The organism is Paucilactobacillus suebicus DSM 5007 = KCTC 3549, from assembly GCF_001434475.1.
GTDB lineage: Bacteria > Bacillota > Bacilli > Lactobacillales > Lactobacillaceae > Paucilactobacillus > Paucilactobacillus suebicus.
The window spans coordinates 1-17389 of record NZ_AZGF01000023.1 but is presented as its reverse complement, the minus strand read 5'-3'; the positions used below and the strand labels follow the sequence as shown (position 1 = coordinate 17389).

The 17389-nt window shown below is 38.8% G+C and carries 18 protein-coding genes; 3 read left to right on the top strand and 15 right to left on the bottom strand.

Annotated features, from left to right (window positions below; genetic code table 11):
• Positions 1-104: 104 nt before the first annotated feature.
• The 6 genes from secE to cysS all read right to left on the bottom strand — a co-directional run bounded on the left by secE (position 105) and on the right by cysS (position 4009).
• The gene (gene secE / locus FD16_RS08910) at positions 105-284 is read right to left on the bottom strand and encodes a preprotein translocase subunit SecE (protein WP_010622961.1); all 180 of its coding nucleotides are present in this window, start codon (positions 282-284) and stop codon (positions 105-107) included.
• A gap of 18 nt (positions 285-302) precedes the next feature.
• On the bottom strand, positions 303-452 hold the full coding sequence (rpmG, locus tag FD16_RS12615; RefSeq protein WP_010622962.1) for a 50S ribosomal protein L33: 150 nt from the start codon (positions 450-452) through the stop codon (positions 303-305).
• Positions 453-570: 118 nt separating this feature from the next.
• Complete coding sequence (locus FD16_RS08905) at positions 571-1140, bottom strand: RNA polymerase sigma factor (RefSeq protein ID WP_010622963.1); 570 nt, start codon at positions 1138-1140, stop codon at positions 571-573.
• 296 nt (positions 1141-1436) lie between these two features.
• Entirely contained in the window at positions 1437-2195 is a 759-nt protein-coding gene (rlmB, locus tag FD16_RS08900; RefSeq protein ID WP_010622964.1) for a 23S rRNA (guanosine(2251)-2'-O)-methyltransferase RlmB, read from the bottom strand.
• Entirely contained in the window at positions 2182-2601 is a 420-nt protein-coding gene (locus FD16_RS08895; protein WP_010622965.1) for a Mini-ribonuclease 3, read from the bottom strand. Before FD16_RS08895 ends, rlmB begins: the two co-directional genes overlap by 14 nt.
• Before the next feature lies 1 nt (position 2602).
• The gene (gene cysS / locus FD16_RS08890; protein WP_010622966.1) at positions 2603-4009 is read right to left on the bottom strand and encodes a cysteine--tRNA ligase; all 1407 of its coding nucleotides are present in this window, start codon (positions 4007-4009) and stop codon (positions 2603-2605) included.
• A gap of 345 nt (positions 4010-4354) precedes the next feature.
• Here cysS and FD16_RS08885 point away from each other — a divergent pair, with 345 nt between their 5' ends.
• The gene (locus FD16_RS08885) at positions 4355-4933 is read left to right on the top strand and encodes a M15 family metallopeptidase (protein WP_010622967.1); all 579 of its coding nucleotides are present in this window, start codon (positions 4355-4357) and stop codon (positions 4931-4933) included.
• A 171-nt stretch (positions 4934-5104) separates the two neighbouring features.
• Here the strand turns inward: FD16_RS08885 and gltX are convergent, their stop codons facing one another.
• The 4 genes from gltX to FD16_RS08865 form a co-directional block, all read right to left on the bottom strand.
• Entirely contained in the window at positions 5105-6592 is a 1488-nt protein-coding gene (gene gltX / locus FD16_RS08880; protein WP_010622968.1) for a glutamate--tRNA ligase, read from the bottom strand.
• Positions 6593-6672: 80 nt separating this feature from the next.
• A complete protein-coding gene (locus FD16_RS08875; protein ID WP_010622969.1) occupies positions 6673-7803 on the bottom strand; it encodes a PIN/TRAM domain-containing protein in 1131 nt (376 codons plus the stop codon).
• Positions 7804-7820: 17 nt separating this feature from the next.
• On the bottom strand, positions 7821-9197 hold the full coding sequence (gene radA, locus FD16_RS08870) for a DNA repair protein RadA (RefSeq protein WP_010622970.1): 1377 nt from the start codon (positions 9195-9197) through the stop codon (positions 7821-7823).
• Between the two features lie 75 nt (positions 9198-9272).
• A complete protein-coding gene (locus FD16_RS08865; RefSeq protein ID WP_010622971.1) occupies positions 9273-9809 on the bottom strand; it encodes a dCTP deaminase/dUTPase family protein in 537 nt (178 codons plus the stop codon).
• Positions 9810-9947: 138 nt separating this feature from the next.
• On the opposite strand from FD16_RS08865, the gene FD16_RS08860 reads away from it, so the two are divergent.
• Complete coding sequence (locus FD16_RS08860; protein ID WP_010622972.1) at positions 9948-10238, top strand: GNAT family N-acetyltransferase; 291 nt, start codon at positions 9948-9950, stop codon at positions 10236-10238.
• Positions 10239-10304: 66 nt separating this feature from the next.
• On the top strand, positions 10305-11636 hold the full coding sequence (locus FD16_RS08855; protein WP_010622973.1) for a C1 family peptidase: 1332 nt from the start codon (positions 10305-10307) through the stop codon (positions 11634-11636).
• 148 nt (positions 11637-11784) lie between these two features.
• On the opposite strand, the gene FD16_RS08850 is transcribed toward FD16_RS08855, so the two are convergent.
• The 5 genes from FD16_RS08850 to FD16_RS08830 form a co-directional block, all read right to left on the bottom strand.
• Positions 11785-12768 (bottom strand): ketopantoate reductase family protein, encoded by a 984-nt coding sequence (locus FD16_RS08850; protein ID WP_010622974.1) that lies wholly within the window; start codon positions 12766-12768, stop codon positions 11785-11787.
• 178 nt (positions 12769-12946) lie between these two features.
• Positions 12947-13621 (bottom strand): 2,3-bisphosphoglycerate-dependent phosphoglycerate mutase, encoded by a 675-nt coding sequence (locus FD16_RS08845; protein ID WP_010622975.1) that lies wholly within the window; start codon positions 13619-13621, stop codon positions 12947-12949.
• 63 nt (positions 13622-13684) lie between these two features.
• Positions 13685-14644 carry a serine hydrolase gene (locus FD16_RS08840; protein ID WP_235778177.1) on the bottom strand — a complete coding sequence of 320 codons (960 nt, stop codon included), beginning with the start codon at positions 14642-14644 and terminating at the stop codon, positions 13685-13687.
• A gap of 151 nt (positions 14645-14795) precedes the next feature.
• Positions 14796-16280 (bottom strand): GH25 family lysozyme (locus FD16_RS08835; RefSeq protein ID WP_268871793.1); only part of this gene is annotated, 1485 nt, incomplete at its 3' end.
• A 215-nt stretch (positions 16281-16495) separates the two neighbouring features.
• The coding region (locus FD16_RS08830; protein WP_056938547.1) for an NlpC/P60 family protein at positions 16496-17389 on the bottom strand (894 nt) is incomplete at its 5' end.

Here is a 17389-nt window from a genome sequence, read left to right as displayed (position 1 = left end):
ATCTCCTAATTTTTTACCATAGTTTTTTGCCAAATAAAAAAACCTCGCAACAAACGAAGTTCCAACAAGATTAGTATAGCAAATATTATACTATTTGACCACGACTATCTAACGAAAGCAAGTAATCCACTTTCAATCAGCCAGTCAAACAGAGCAAAGAACAAGATGAAGAAAATAGTTAACGACAAAACTACAGTTGTATCGCGACGGTTTTCTTTGGCAGTTGGCCATACAACGAGCTTCATTTCTTTTCCTACACTCTTAAAAAAGCGAATTAAATGCATGTGACATCCTCCTAAGTACTATTTAGTCTCTTTATGTATCGTATATTTTTGACAATGTTTACAATATTTTTTAATTTCTAATCGTTCACTTCGGTTAGGATTAGCTGTGATGGTGTAGTTTCGAGAACCACAAACAGAACATGCTAGAGCCGCCTTTTTTTGTGCCAACACATCCACCTCCATAGTCCATGTAATCCTATCATGAATTAAAACGGATTGTCAATTACTAAACAAGGGCAGAAAATACCCTGCGTTTGAAACGCAAGGTATTTTCTTCCTGTATAGGTTATAGCGAATTCAATTTCTTTCGGCATCTATCCAACGCACCAGTTACATTTCGGTAATGGCAGTGCAGTATATCAGCAACTTCTTGAGGATTTTTCCCCTGATGAATTAAAACAAAGATTCGTTTTTCCCGTGGTGAGCAAGACGCAAAAAAGCGTTTAAATTTTTCACAACAGATAGCCCATTCATCTGGCATGTGGTTAGATGAATCCATCAACGAGTTTTCACAATCTTCACTGTCAATATTCACCTTTTTGTCAGCTCTGATTCTCTTTGACGCATTTTCATGTCTAATAATGTCAAAAGCTCGATTACGTAAATTTCGTTTGAAATAATATCCAAAAGCAACTCCTCTGTTACCATCAAAGTGCCTAATTGTTTTTAAAATAACAATCCAAGCTTCTTGCTTCCAGTCATCAGAATCGACGTCTTGGAAATAATATTTCCTTTTAATCTTGTAAACCAACGGCAAGTACCTATTATAAAGAACAGTAAAACTATTTGAATCACCATTTTTAAAATTTTGGATCAACTCATTATCGCTGATATATCTTGTCGAAATGTCTTCCATACGACCTCCTTATTAGTTGAAATTACCATCCTGATGTTTATATGAAAATGTTTAACAAAAAATAATATACCTGATGCAGAAATCGAGACAAGCGAACGTATGTTTATAGTGGTGATTTTCACAATTTGTTTAGTATTAAATTAATTTATAATGAGCATCATAAAATTTCTATGATCAAATCAATATTTTTGCTCATTAATATGCCATTTTACACAACGTCAAAGTTTTTGTTTAAATATAAAAATGAGTAATTGCATCTTTCATGTCTGTGAAATGCAATTACTCATTTTTTAATATTACAGTGGATGTCTAGAACTGTATCCTTGATAAATAAGAAGACTAGCCGCAACACTCGCATTAAGGCTTTGAACATGACCAATCATTGGAATTGTCAGCATATCGTCGACCGTCTTTTTCATCAGTGCAGAAATGCCCTTACCCTCATTACCAATTACCAAAGCGACTGAACCAGTTGCATCCCACCGTCGGTAGTCTGTCCCATTCATATCCGTACCAAATATCCAAACGCCTCGTTTTTGTAATTCTTTTGCTGTTTGCACAAGATTAGTAACACGTGCTACCGGAACGTGTTCAATGGCGCCCGTTGAAGTTTTGGCAACTACCGAAGTTAAACCTACAGCGCGTCGCTTAGGAATAATAATTCCGTGAACACCGGCCGCATCGGCTGTTCTTAAAATCGATCCCAAATTATGTGGATCTTCAAGCTCATCCAAAATCAAGAAAAAAGGTGCCTCACCCTTTTTTGAGGCGTTATCAAACAAATCATCAATTGTAGCATATTCAAATGCCGCCACAGCTAAAACGACCCCTTGATGGTTCTCGTGATTAGTCATTTGATCTAGTTTACTTTTGGGGACACTCGAAATCACTAGGCCGCGTTTTTTTGCCAGTTTAATAATATCTCCAATTGTATCCGACTTGAGTCCCTCTTGAATAAATGCTTTATTAATTGTTTGCTCAGATTTTAAAGCGGCAATCGCCGGATGCCGTCCAATCACGAAATCAAGACTGCCCTCGGTATTATTTGTTGTCATTATCTTCAGTTCTCCCTGCTTCCACTTGCTCAATACACCATGCTGCCAATTCACTCAATCGGTCTGTTTGACCACTCAACTTCAAATATCCCATCAAAGCTTCAAAACCAGTAGAAATACGGTAAGTTAAAACCGATGTATTTTTAGCATGTGTGTGACTATTGGCATTGCGACCGCGTTTAAAATAGTCCCACTCGGTCTCAGAAAGTAATTGGTCTTCCTTCATCAAATCAACTAAGGCCGCCTGCGCTTTAGCCGAAACATAGTGTGTTGCTATATGATGTAATTTAGTCGGCTTTGTCAAACCATCTTGAATTAAGTGTTGCCGAATGTAGACTTCGTAAGCAGCATCGCCCAAATAGGCCAATGCGATTCCGTTAACTTGTTTGTAATCTGTATCTGTCATGCTATTCCCTTCTGAAACGAGTTCCCTGTGGAGTATCTTCTATTATTATGCCCTGTTCTTTCAAGTCATCACGAATCTTATCGCTCAGTTCAAAATCATGATCCTTGCGGGCCTGATTGCGTTGTTGGATTAGTGATTTTACCTTTTCATCATTTAGCTCATTAACAACCAATTTAATGCCAAATACAGACATTAAATCTTTCATAGTATCAATAATCTTTTTTATTGTGCCAGTTTTAACACTTGTTTGCTGATCGTAGACGTTACTTAGCTTAATCAGTTCGTATACGACCGCAATGGCATTTTGTGCATTGAAATCATCATCCATGGCCGTCTTATATTCATCGACCAGTTGATCAATTTTCTCGTCAATATCGTCATCTGCACCAATCTGTGCATTCTTTTGACGGTAGGTAATATTTTCAAAAGATGTTTGAATTCGATTTAGATTGTTGGTGGCATCGGTAATGTTTTTTTGACTGTATTGAATTGGTCGCCGATACTGAGTTGTCGCCATCAAGAAGCGTAAGATTTGAGGATCTAACGTTTTAACAATATCGTGAACTGTAACAAAGTTTCCCAGTGACTTACTCATTTTCTCGTTCTCATCACCGACAGTTACGAACCCGTTATGCATCCAGTAACGTGCAAACTTTTTACCTGTACGGGCCTCACTCTGAGCAATTTCATTTTCGTGATGTGGAAAAGCCAAATCTTGACCACCACCGTGAATATCAAAAGTATCACCAAGATACTTGGTTGACATCACTGAGCACTCAATATGCCATCCCGGACGACCTTTACCCCAGGGAGAGTCCCAACTAATTTCTCCTGGTTTGGCTGCTTTCCACAATGCGAAGTCAATTGGATCTTCTTTTTTATCAAACTCTGACTCATCCACGTGTTGACTAGCACCCACTTCAAGATCATCTATAGATTGATCTGATAATTCACCATAATGTTTGAATTTACGTGCGCGATAATATACGTCTCCCTGAGATTCATACGCATATCCCTTATCAATTAAATCGCTGACAAACTGAATAATATCCGGAATATTTTCGGTTGCTCGTGGATGTTTGGTTGCCGGTTCAATGTTTACAGCCTCTGTATCTTCCATGAAAGCATCAATATATTTGTCAGCCAATTGTGGCACAGTAATTCCTTGCTCGTGAGCAGCCTTAATCATTTTGTCATCTACATCAGTAAAATTAGAGACGTATTTAACCTGGTATCCGCTAAATTCTAAATACCGACGAATCGTATCAAAAGCGATTGCACTACGGGCATTACCAATGTGAATGTAATTATAGACAGTTGGTCCACACACGTACATATTAACAACCCCTGGATTAAGCGGATGAAATTCTTCTTTTTGACGCGATAGGGTATTATATACTTTTAGCATTAGCTAGGCTCCTTTATTTAAAATCAGTATCATTATTTTACCACACTGTGGTACTTGATTCTGCTATATAAATAATGTTATAGATCTAATAAATTTATCAAATAATGCAACGTTAAAAAAACGTCACATTTTATTCACAATCTAATGCTAATATTGTCCTCAGTAACAAGGAACGATAATTTCCTGTTACACAAACCTATATTTTTCAATTACTCCTCCCAATAGTAACCGAAAAATAAGTTACGAAATCCCCCCAAGATTTTCGTAATACTCCTCAAAAGATGGCTTCCCCGCCATCTTTTTTTTGTATAATAAAACTGATTGATAATATGAGGAGGAATAACCATGATTGCAATTAACAGTCCAGAAACTCCGGACGATGGATTCTTGAATGTCCAAGCTCTCGATCCAACGATCATTGTTGAACTACGCTATGCTACAGAAAACAATTTTACTGGTCAACAAATTTATGATTTTAGTACAGCAATTGCTCGTGCGGGGACCGTCCGTAAACTAACTAAAGCAAATCAGCTACTAAAAGACCAGGGATTTAGGCTAAAAATATGGGATGCTTACCGCCCGGTTGAATCTCAATCAAAGCTGTTTAATGTCAACCCCGACACCAAATGGGTTGCTAAACCAAATCCAAATTTCAGCCACCAAAAAGGTGTTACCTTTGATTTAACGTTATGTGAACTTGATGGTACCGAGGTACCAATGCAAAGTGGCTTCGATGATTTCACCGATAAATCTAAGAGAAATTACCGTCGTAAACCATACCAAGAGCATAACTATCAAGTCTTAAACAGAGCCATGCAAAAGGCTGGTTTTACCGGATACGAAAACGAATGGTGGGATTATCGCGATTCACAAATGGACCAATATGCACCTGCTAGTGCCAAACCAGATGAATATCGATTATAAAAATTAAGGTTATATTCGAGAAAGGGTGCTTTGTTACCAGCCTCTCCATTTTTCCATATATTCGGAAAAGCACAGCAGCTCTAATTAAATACGCAATCTAAAAAAAAGAGCAATGTTGAATATCAACATTGCTCTTTTTGGTGGCATCCAAACGATACAACACCATTTTATTTACTTTTCTAGTTCCTCAATCATCTGTTTAAGATACTTCAGGGTTTGATCATAACCAATTAATTCGATGCTTTCAGGCAATTCTGGCCCGTGCATTTCATGTGTAACGGCAATTCTAATTGGCATCCACAGCTTACGGCCCTTAATCTTCGTATCCTTTTGAATACTCTTGATCGTCTTCAAAATCTGAACCGTATTCAAATAATCAAGTTTTTGAATTCGATTATAGAATTCTTTAATGACAACCAATGCAGTATCAGCCGAAATCTCCTCACGAGCTTCATCATCAATATCATGACGTTCTTCAAAGAACGGCTGCGCCAATGGCACAATTTCACGCGCATAACTGATTTCACGTTTAAAAATACTAATCAGTTTGCGAGTCCATTCAAGAGTTAATGCATCTGGCTGCTTTTTTAATAGGCCAGCCTCAATTAATTGAGGCAGTGCCAAATCAAACACTTGATCCTCGTCAGCATTCTTCATGTATTGATTATTAATCCATTCAAGCTTCTTGCCATCAAATGATGCTGGCGACTTGCTCAAACGGTTTTCATCATACATCTTGATGAATTCCTTACGATTAAAGATCTCATCCTCACCAACTGGTGACCAACCCAACAAAACAATGAAATTCAACATTGCGTCAGGTAAATATCCCAATTCACGATACTGTTCGATGAATTGGAGTACGGATTCATCACGCTTACTGAGCTTTTTACCAGTCTCTGTGTTGATAATTAAACTCATGTGACCAAATTGAGGTGCTTCCCAGCCGAAGGCTTCATAAATCATCAATTGCTTAGGCGTGTTAGCAACATGGTCATCCCCACGGAATACATGACTAATCTCCATCAAATGATCATCGACAACCACGGCAAAGTTATAAGTAGGCATGCCATCACGTTTTTGAATGACAAAATCCCCACCAATGGTCTTGGCATCAAACGATATATCACCCTTAACAAGATCATGCCAAGTATATGTTTCATCAGGAACATGGAAACGCACAACTGGTTGTAATCCCTTTGCCTCAGCATCTGCCTGAGCTTGTTTAATTTCTTCAGCACTCATGCCTTTGTATTCATACTCATAGTGAGGCATGATCTTCTTAGCCTTTTGAGCCTCACGATCTGATTCTAATTCTTCCTCAGTCTTGTATGACTTGTACGCTTTTCCCTCATCAAGCAATTGTTGAATAAGTTTGACATAGATATCTTTGCGTTCGGATTGACGATATGGACCAAAATCGCCACCAACATCAGGACCTTCATCCCAGTCCAATCCCAACCATTTCAGGTTGTCTAATTGACTGTGTTCACCATCCGCGATATTACGTTTAGTGTCAGTATCCTCAATTCGAATAATAAACTTACCCTTGTTGTGACGGGCAAACAGGTAGTTAAACAAAGCTGTCCGGGCGTTACCAATGTGTAAATGTCCCGTTGGACTTGGGGCATAGCGCACCCGAATGTTATTTTTAGCCAAAATATTACGCCTCTTTCATTAATAGTCATATATAGTGTACAGGTCTATGGACAAAATTTAAAGTGTATTTACTTCTGTTACTACTTCTTATCACTGTTATCTTCGCTGTGATGATCATTAATACCCTTAGGTGAGTGAACTGGCCGTGCAAAAATCATCCGGCCCGCATCTGTCTGCAACGCGCTAGTAACTTCAACATCGATATGGTCGTTCATGTAATAACGCCCATCTTCAACAACTACCATCGTACCATCATCCAGGTACGCAACGCCTTGTTGGCGCTCTGTACCCTTTTTAACCACCATAACGTTCAATTTTTCGCCAGGAATTACCCGTGGTTTCAAAGCCTTTGCCAATCCATTAATATTCATAACTTCAACATTTTGGAATTGAATAACCTTGTTTAAGTTAAAATCATTTGTAACAATCACGCCGTCCACTTCTTTTGCCAGACGAATTAATTTACTATCGACTTCAGGGATATCTTCAAAATCGCCTTCGTACATCTCAATAGGCACAATTTTTTCATTCTGAAGTTTATTTAAAATATCCAAGCCACGGCGACCACGAACTCGTTTAATGCTGTCGCTGGAATCAGCAATATATTGTAACTCGTACAAGACGAAGTTTGGCACTAATAACGTTCCTTCAATAAAACCAGTTTTCACGATATCGTAGATGCGGCCATCAATTAAAATATTGGTATCCAAAATCTTATAATGATGATAGTTAGCATCCTGTTTGGCCATTACATGGCTGTCTTTGCCACCTCCACGCTGACGCCTCAATTGAAACAAATTACGCCATTCATCCAAACGAGTTGTACCGATTCGAAAACCAAAGTAACCAAGAATCACCATCAAAATAACCGGAACAACATTATCTAAAACCGGAACATGAGAATTCCATAGCGGCGTTGACACCAATACCGCCAAAACTAAACCAACAATTGTCAATAAACTACCAAAAAATAGGTATACAGGACTTTGTTTCGTTAAATACGCTTCAACTCTATTAACTAACCGATTGATAGTGCCGGAAAGCACAAATGATAATAGCAAAAATACAATGGCACCAATAATTAAATCACTAAATAAACGAACAATGCCGAAGAACTTAAAGTCTAATGCATCCCATAGTAGTGGCAAGTAGTAAAATCCTACTGCAGCCCCAACTATAATAAATAGTAGTCTGATAATATGTTTTCTCATATTTTCCCCTCCCCTCATTAATTTAACGCACTCTTAAGCGCCTCTGCTAAAGTTGCGACACCAATAACTTGAATTCCTGTCGGTGGATTCCATCCCTGCAAATTATTTTTTGGAATAAATATTCGCTTAAATCCAAGCTTTTCAGCCTCAGCAACTCGTTGTTCAATACGATTAACCCTTCTAATCTCACCCGTCAGACCAACTTCTCCAACAAATGCATCGGTTGGTTGAGTACCCTTATCACGATAACTTGATGCAATACTCATAGAAATGGCCAAATCAATTGCGGGCTCGTCAAGTTTAACACCGCCAGCAGCTTTCAGATAAGCATCTTGATTTTGAAGCATCAAATTAGCTCTTTTCTCGAGCACCGCCATCAATAAAGAAACTCGATTGCGGTTTAATCCTGTAGCAGTTCGTTGAGCGTTGCCAAAAACGGTCGGTGTAATCAGTGCCTGAATTTCAACTAAAATTGGTCGCGTACCTTCCATGGAAACCACGATTGCAGAACCCGTCGCATTTTTTAGACGTTCTTCAAGGAAAATCTCTGATGGATTAGCAATCTCTGCCAACCCCTCTTCACGCATTTCGAAAATACCTAACTCATTAGTTGATCCAAACCGGTTCTTAACAGACCTTAGGATTCGGTAAGTATGGTGTAAGTCCCCCTCAAAGTACAAAACAGTGTCCACCATGTGTTCAAGAATCTTTGGGCCTGCAATTGCCCCGCCTTTAGTAACATGGCCAACGATAAAAATGGTAATCCCATTACTTTTAGCAATCTGCATCAGTTCAGCAGTAACTTCACGAATTTGTGCCACACTACCGATCGCAGACGTAACATCAGCCTCCGACATGGTCTGCACAGAATCAATGACTACATAGTCTGGCTTAACCTCTTCAATAGTTTCCCGAATGGCCCCCATGTCCGTTTCAGGATACACATAAAAAGCATCACCACTGACATGTAATCGATCCGCCCGCATCTTTATTTGTGTGGCACTTTCTTCACCAGATACATAAAGTACAGTTCCACCAACACTGTTTAGCTGCCCGGAAACCTGCAACAATAGAGTCGACTTACCAATTCCAGGGTCTCCACCAATTAAAATTAAAGAACCCGGAACGATCCCGCCGCCAAGTACTCGATCCAGTTCACGGATTTTAGTCTGGGTTCTTGGAGTCTGTCCCATTTTTATTTCTTTAATCTTAGTAGGTTTAGATTTTTCGCCACTCAAGCTAACTCGATTAGCAGCGGTAACATTCGATGACGTTGGTTGAATCCGTTCTTCGACCAACGTATTCCATTCACCACAATTTGGACAGCGTCCTAAAAAACGTGGCGTGCTGTACCCACAGTTGGAACAAACGTACTGTGTCTTTATTTTTGCCATTTATCGGCCCCCAATCTCTGTTCTTTTCATTGTAGCATACACTACCTGATAGACCCTTTATTATTAACAGGTGAACTATTTTTTGGTAGAGCCAAATCCGCCTTTTCGGTCACTCATCGGCTGATCCTCTTCATCTGCCAATAGATATGGCATAAAGATCCCTTGACCAATCCGCTCACCCTTTTTAATAACGACATCTTTTACGCCAAAATTCAGCAATTGGAAAAATATTTCTCCCTCGTTACCTTCGTTGTTATAGTAGTCTGCATCAACAATTCCAACACCATTTGGCAATACTAATCTTCGTTTTAGTGGGTTACTAGAACGGTTGGCTAACATTAAAAATTCATTTTTACCCATATATGCCTTGATTCCGGTTGGTACTAAAAATGGTTTAAGGACTTTATCAGCATCTAGATAGTCTTCATCACTCAATTCTTCATGATGCAGTAACCCTTTGATAATCTTAACAAAGTTAAACTTCCAAATTGATGGCAGTGTAAAATCCTCTGCACACTCAAAGTCGTATCCCGCCGCCTGCTTAGTTTGGCGTTTGGGGACATTTAAGACTTCATTTTGCTTGCTTGATACGATCTCAAACCCTCGTGTCATTATCTTCACCTCATTTAATTTATCTGCTTAATTATAAGATACGCAAAACTTTTTTCATACCTGTATACCGGATGAATTGAAAAAAATATGGGAAAAGATTACATTTAATGCAAAACAAACACCATTGGAGGTTATAACATGAATTTTAAATATGAAGACAATCGCATTTATACTGTTGATAAGGATGGTACCCTGCTTGGCGAAATTGTTTTTCCAACAATTGACGAAGACACGGACACAGTCCTAGTAGAACGGACTTTCGTAAATCCAATTGCTCGTGGTCAAGGTCTTGCGGCAAAATTGGTTGCTGAATTTTATGAATACGCTAAGCAACGTAATTTACATGTTCAGTTATTGTGTCCTTATGCAAAAAAAGCGTTTGAAAAGCATCCAGAATATCAAGAACTACTCACTGACCGTGAAAACTAATGAAGATAATTGCGGCTAAATAACTAAATGTTAAAATGGAAGTTAAACATTAAAGGAGTGATTTACTTGAGTCACATAATCAGTAATGAAGAACTAGTAAGTTTTCAAAAAGATTTAATCAGCCGTAAGGAATCCGCCGTAAACGAGCGTGCCATCACCAAAAATGGAATTCTCGCCAGCAGCTACGATTGGCATGCCGTAAGTGAAACAACACCTGTTTTTTCCATTGATTTAGATACGGGCGATGTTGCGAACCAAAAACAATCTGGCCGGTGCTGGATGTTTGCTGCGCTCAACACAATGCGTCATGATATGGCAAAACAACTGGGATTAAAGAAATTTGAATTATCGCAGTCATACACATTTTTCTGGGATAAATTTGAAAAGGCCAACTTCTTTTACGAAAATGTCTTGAGGACGGCCGACCAACCGGCTGATAGTCGGGAAGTTGCCTGGCTAATGGCGACACCACAACAAGATGGCGGTCAGTGGGATATGCTTTGTGCTTTGATCGAGAAATACGGTGTCGTGCCCCAAACTGCGATGCCTGAAACGTATAATTCATCAAAATCAAACGAGATCAATACCGTTTTGAATCGTAAGTTACGTCAAGATGCAGTCGCCCTACGTCAAATGGTTGCTGACAAAACAGACGACAAAACAATCGATGAAAAACGTACTTCAATGCTGAGTGATGTGTATCGTATGTTATCGTACAGTTTTGGCCAACCACCTGTTAAATTTGATTTTGAATATCGGGATAAGGACAACAATTTTCACCGCGATTCTGATTTAACGCCAAAGGAATTTTTCAGCAAATATGTTGGCTGGAATTTAAATGATTACGTTTCAATCATTAATGCCCCAACCGCAGACAAGCCCTATGATAAAACTTACACGGTTGATATGCTCGGCAATGTAGTTGGCGGTCGCAGTGTGAAGCATTTAAACGTGACCATGGAAGATTTTAAAAAACTGGCCATTGCTCAGTTACAAGCAGGCGAAAGTGTCTGGTTTGGGTGTGACGTTGGTCAAAGCTCTGATCGTCAAAAGGGCATTATGGATTTGAACATATACGCTAAAAGTGAGTTATTTGACACAGATTTATCCATGACAAAGGCTCAGCGACTGGACTATGGTGAAAGCATGATGACTCACGCCATGGTTATTACTGGGGTCGACCTCGTTAACAACAAACCAACAAAATGGAAAGTTGAAAACTCGTGGGGCCCAAAAGTTGGAGAAAAAGGCTACTTTGTTATGTCAGATACCTGGATGGACGAATATTGCTATCAAATCGTTGTTAACAAACAATTTTTACCAGATAAATTAAAGCAAGCACAGGAACAAGAACCAACCATTTTAAAACCATGGGATCCGATGGGCGCCTTGGCGTAAAAGCTAAACATAGAATTAAGACGCTACAATAGTACAAGAAAAGGAACAGATAAATCGTTAGGTGTTCAAACGATTTATCTGTTCCTTCTGTTTTACGGATAATTGCTCAATAGATCAACTGCCGAGTATAACTATTTTCAATCTGAAACTATGCTGTTTTGACAGTTTCCTTTTGCATCTCACGAAGTTCCTTTGCTTTCTTAATTTCGGCTAAATGTACTTCGTGCGTCAAGAACCGGTGCGTCTTAGCATCGTAACCATGTTTATCTCCTAATTTAACAAGGTATCCGTTGATATAGTCAACTTCGGTTTTACGATAGTTATGCATATCTTGATACATTGATGGATAATGTAGTGGATTAGCAACTCTGCTAACGTATTTAACGCTTTCTAACTCTTCTTGCCGAGTGTTGATCATCCTAATACCATCACGCTCACAAGCATCGTATGCCTCGTTAATCAGCTGTAATGACATGTCTTCAAATCCCTCGTAATCTGCAAATTCCCCCATCGTCATTTCAAACATTGTGCATAACGTATTAACAACTGAATTGAACACAACTTTTGCAAGCAGTGTGCCACGGAAATTTGTGGTTAAATTGGGATGAAATTGAGCCTTATCAAGCTCATGGACAACTTGATGAGTAAAATCGTCAGGTTGTTCCGTGTAGTTTGCCAGATTCATGGTACCAGCACCACGCTTGCCAATAAAATCAACATCACCAGGTCCATTCAACACAGTTGCAACAAGCGCCGTACCAGCCAGGACTTTGTCTGGTTTGAAATAGTTCAATAACTTATCAATATGGCCCATACCATTCATACATGTCATGGCATATTGGTCAGGCTTGAAGAAATGTGCACACCGTTCTAAAACTCCAGCCAACTGCATCTGCTTAGTAAAGAAAATATAACAATCCGGATTACCTTGATACTCTTCAGGGTAAAAAATCTTCATTGGTACTAAATGACGACCTTGACCATCACGAGAAACGTACACGCCGCCTTGCTTACGAACTGTCTCAACTTGGGGTTTCCAAGGGTCAACAAAGTCAACCTCGTTACCTGCATCACGCAACAATAAGCCATAACGTAACCCCATGGCACCTGAACCAACAACTGTAAATTTCATATGTATTCGCCCTCTCTAAAGCTATGTAAAAAAATATGTATGTATCTTAATCTGGTTACCAAAATTAACCATAACGATTAAGTTACTTAGTATTCTAAACCTTAAATGTGAAATGTCAAATAATTTTCTAATTATTTTCTAATAAAAAATGGAATCGAACATTAAGTCCGACTCCTTTTTAATTTGTTAGTTCTCTTTTGCTAATTATATGCAAGTGCTTATCAAACTCATACTTAATTGGTTCACCATTAGCAATCTCTACCGTATTAATTTGATCATCAGGAATATCATCTAAATACTTAACTAAAGCACGGAGAGTGCTACCATGAGCCACAATTAACTGATTATGGCCATCTAACAGCCGTGGAGCAATATGATCAAGCCAGTAAGGTAACAACCGTTCTTCGGTCATTTTAAGGCTTTCACTGAGTGGTACTTGAACACCAAGTTCATCATAACGCCGATCATGGTCTGGTGTATCTAGCATGGGAGGTAAATCTGCGTAACCACGTCGCCATTTGGCAACCTGATCAACTCCAAATTTTTGTTTTGCAACATCTTTATTCATGCCCCTCAACGCCCCGTAGTGACGTTCGTTCAGGCGCCAAGTTTTATGAATTGGAATATACAATTGATCAAGCTGTTCGCAAATCAAATTAGACGTCACAATTGCTCGCTGTAAAAATGATGTGTGAACATCACTAAATTCAATGTTTTGTTTTTTGATTGTTTCAGCAGCCTTCTGAGCCTGTTCAACTCCTGCCACCGTTAGAGGAACATCGGACCAACCGGTAAAAATATTGTCTCGATTGGCCTGACTTTCGCCATGTCGTGTAATTACTAACGTTGCCATGCTGTTTCTCCCCCTCTCACGCTACAATCATAACGCATTTATTAAAGGGTGAGCAAGCTTTGTCTAATTAGAATAATCAACCAACTTAGTACCAGCATTCGTTCCGTATACAATCTCTTGAACATTTTTGGCAATTTTAGCAATCTTAGGAAATCCACTAAAGCCACTCTGGTTATGTCCGTGAGTCATGATCACCAAGATGTATCTCTGTCCATTCGGCATCGTGACAATTGCTGCGTCATTGTTGGTGTCATCAAGGAAGCCAACTTTATCTTGAACTGTAGTTCCTTTATCAGCCTCCGCAACACCAGTTGGAATTCCTGTTCTGTATTCTTGCTTGCCCATTAACTTCAAAATTTTCTCACGGTCAGACTTATTGCTGAATACCCCAGTTCCATTGGCTAAACTTCTCAGTAGTAATTCCAAACTATGACTGGTGGTTGAAGCATCCTTACCATCAACAAAAACTGGTGAATACCATCCCTGTGATTTAATAAAACTATCAATTGTACTCATGCCGTAAGTTTCTAATTCACTTTCCGCATAGTCATTAAGACTTTCAACAATCATTGTGTAAAAACCATTCGTGTTAGTTGAATTCCACGTAAAGTTGCCCAGTTTTTTCTCATGCATCAAAAATGCAATAATAAACAGTTTATAAGTACTGGCGGCCGTTTCCTTTGTATATGCGTTTGATTCGGTTTCCAAACTTCCCTCTTTGTAAACATCAGCATATTCACTCTTAGAAGCAGTACTGCCGCTAGTAGCACCAAGATTGTAGAAACTGACACTCACAGTACCGTCTTTAGTAACTGTATTTAGGTAATTCTTTAAATTCTCCTTAATGATATTTTGCCGTTTCGCAATTGTTGAGGAAGTTCCAACAGAGTTTCCACTTGTCGTTGATGCTTTACTTGATCCATGAATATGATACCAACCAATAATCAAGCATAAAAACAATGCTAACCCAACGATGGTATATTTTTTTGCAGTCGTTTTTCTATTTTTTTCTCTTCTCATCATGCAATTAATGCTAAATGACAAATGTTTACTTATTTTTGCATTTTTTTGCAATTATGATGAACGAATTATGACTTTTTATCTATTTCAACTAAATTTATGCGCAAAAAAAGACCAGAGAATCGAAATTCTCTAGTCTATCAATATCTATTANATATGATTTGGCTGTTCCACCACTGAACGTGTTTGTAGCAGCACTTGTAAAATAAGGACCATCCACAAATAGACCATCGTTACGAGAATTCTCTGAAATAAGAACATAATAGCTGACAGCATTTGTTGACTTAATTGTATCGTATGTCACTGGTTTTAATAAGAAAAGACCGGTGTAATCAATGGAAACATCAATGGCGTTACTACTACCTGGTAAATAAGCGGTAGATGAGAACTGCCAAGCGCCATAACTTGTATTCCACTTAGTACTGCTAGTTGGTGTATACGGATACTGTGCCATCCAGGTTCTTGCTTTTCCAACAGTTGCCACAACTTGAGCTGCATATTCGTAACTTACGTAAGTATAGACACCATGGTTAGTGTATCCGCTACCTGATAACGTCGACCAAAAGCTATTCAAATAACTACCTATTTGACTGGTATACGTTGACGTATCCTCCATATCAGCAAAGACTAATACATCCTTTGATATTCCAAATGAATTTAAAACAGATACCAAATACTTTGCTTGAGCAACAGCAGCACTTTGAGAAGCAAACGTTGCATAATGATAAACATCAACATTTAAACCAGCTTTTTCAGCCATTGAAATTTCAGACTTTGCGTAAGGATTTTTGTAGTCAGTTCCTTCAGAAACTTTAACAATTACACTTTTAACACCTAACGATTTTAGTTTATTAAAATCAGATTGGGTCATCCATGACTGATATGATGAAACGTCAACAGCATCAACTCGGGGAATTGAGGAGCTACCAATTGTTATCTTCAAAACAACCGAATCATTAACAATTACCTCTTGTGCTCGACCAGTTTGTTCATAATTTAACTCTGCTTCCAACTTAGCATTCGCAATCCAGTCATCATACTCATCCGCACTTAAGTCAGAAGGAGCAGTAATCACATTAACATCAGAAGAAGATGCATCATTAGCAGCACTTGCACTAGACACACTTTCGTTATTAGAAGTATCTGAAGCACTCATGCTAGTACTTACTGATGATGTTTGTGCCGTTGGTTGTGTGCCACTTTCATTTTGAGTTTGAGTTTGTCCAACTGATGAGTAATTATTTGCTACTGAATCCGATGTGACTGTTGAATCGCTTGATGACAACGCATTCGTAGCAGTACTCGACGTGGAGTTTCCACTAGAAGATACTGAACTTGCAGAGTTACTTTCGCTTACACTACTTGTAATATATTTTTTTGACGCAGAACTATTGGCTTCTGAAGACAATTTGTTCGAATCAGATGCCGTACTAGAAGAATAGTTAATCACATTACTTTGAGAACTAGCAGTATTTGACAGAGTTTGCGTCTCAGAACTAGATGACGTACTAGAATTTAATTCCGTTGATGATTTACTGACAGTATCAGCGTGAACCTCACCATTATATATGTATCCCCCTAGTATCATAGTAGCAATCGTACTAGCTGCTACCACCCAAGCCTTATTTTTTTTGTACATTTTTTTCTTTCCATACTTTGTTTAAACATAATAGCCTCCCATAAACTATTCACTACAACGAATATTACACTAAGTTTTACTCTTAAATTCACTTAAATTATTATTGTAACGTAACTGTAAAAGCATTAACTGCAATAAAAAATTGCTCTATCTATTTTCCAGTTCACTGAGCTGGAAAATAGATAGAGCAATTTTTAAATAACTTATTTTAATTTTTAACGAGGCATTACGTAGTATGAAGGCATGTTGTATTGCATTGAGCTAATCTTAACAACATCACCAGTCTTTGGTGCAGCGGTGTAAGTTCCGTTACCGTTTGAAATACCTACGTGATATGGAGCACTGTCTGATCCCCAGAATACCAAAGCACCCTTTGGAGCTGCAGCTACATTGCTGTAGTTATGTGCACCAGTAGTTTGTTGAGTATATGTGGTACGGCCATTAACACGGCTACCATATACACGAGCAACTAAACCAGAGCAATCAAGGTTACCATAACTGTATGGTTGACCTAAATATGAGTTCCAGTCACCTGAACCAGTGTTAGTGTTGGCAGCTGAAGTTGAACGTTGTGCACTAGCATAACCAGTGTAACTACGTTGAGCAGTTGTACGACTAGTGTAGTTACTTGAAGTACTTGGTGTTTGTTGTGCTTGTTCTGTTGTACCAGTAGTAGTTTGGCCTTGTGCAGGCGTGCTTGAGGCTACGGCACTTGATGCAATTGTGGCACTTGCACTAGTGGCAACTGCTGATGAGGCTACAGCACTTGAAGCAGGTGTTGCAGAAGCAACAACTGCAGAACTAGCAGCAACTGGAGCTGCCACTGCTGATGAGGCTGCTGAACCAGCGTTCAATTGTGCTTCTGAAACGCCAGGAATGTTGATGGTCTTACCAGCAACAATCATGTTAGCGTCAGCTAACTTGTTAGCCTTAACGATTGAATCAATTGATACGTGATACTTTTGTGAGAATGACCAAACAGTATCACCTGCTTGAATTTGTGTTGTATCGGCATGAGCAACTTGTGTGCCTGCTACAAACAAAGCTGCTGCACCCATGGTACCTACTAATGTTTTCTTAACTGCTGATTTGATAACTATCACTCCTGT

Coding starts and splice junctions, on each gene's coding strand:
- FD16_RS08905 (WP_010622963.1), bottom strand. CDS start 1,140: ATGGAAGACATTTCGACAAGATATATCAGCGATAATGAGTTGATCCAA.
- secE (WP_010622961.1), bottom strand. CDS start 284: ATGCATTTAATTCGCTTTTTTAAGAGTGTAGGAAAAGAAATGAAGCTC.
- FD16_RS08865 (WP_010622971.1), bottom strand. CDS start 9,809: ATGACACGAGGGTTTGAGATCGTATCAAGCAAGCAAAATGAAGTCTTA.
- rlmB (WP_010622964.1), bottom strand. CDS start 2,195: ATGACAACAAATAATACCGAGGGCAGTCTTGATTTCGTGATTGGACGG.
- FD16_RS08885 (WP_010622967.1), top strand. CDS start 4,355: ATGATTGCAATTAACAGTCCAGAAACTCCGGACGATGGATTCTTGAAT.
- FD16_RS08895 (WP_010622965.1), bottom strand. CDS start 2,601: ATGACAGATACAGATTACAAACAAGTTAACGGAATCGCATTGGCCTAT.
- FD16_RS08860 (WP_010622972.1), top strand. CDS start 9,948: ATGAATTTTAAATATGAAGACAATCGCATTTATACTGTTGATAAGGAT.
- FD16_RS08875 (WP_010622969.1), bottom strand. CDS start 7,803: ATGAGAAAACATATTATCAGACTACTATTTATTATAGTTGGGGCTGCA.
- FD16_RS08845 (WP_010622975.1), bottom strand. CDS start 13,621: ATGGCAACGTTAGTAATTACACGACATGGCGAAAGTCAGGCCAATCGA.
- FD16_RS08840 (WP_235778177.1), bottom strand. CDS start 14,644: ATGATGAGAAGAGAAAAAAATAGAAAAACGACTGCAAAAAAATATACC.
- cysS (WP_010622966.1), bottom strand. CDS start 4,009: ATGCTAAAAGTATATAATACCCTATCGCGTCAAAAAGAAGAATTTCAT.
- radA (WP_010622970.1), bottom strand. CDS start 9,197: ATGGCAAAAATAAAGACACAGTACGTTTGTTCCAACTGTGGGTACAGC.
- FD16_RS08850 (WP_010622974.1), bottom strand. CDS start 12,768: ATGAAATTTACAGTTGTTGGTTCAGGTGCCATGGGGTTACGTTATGGC.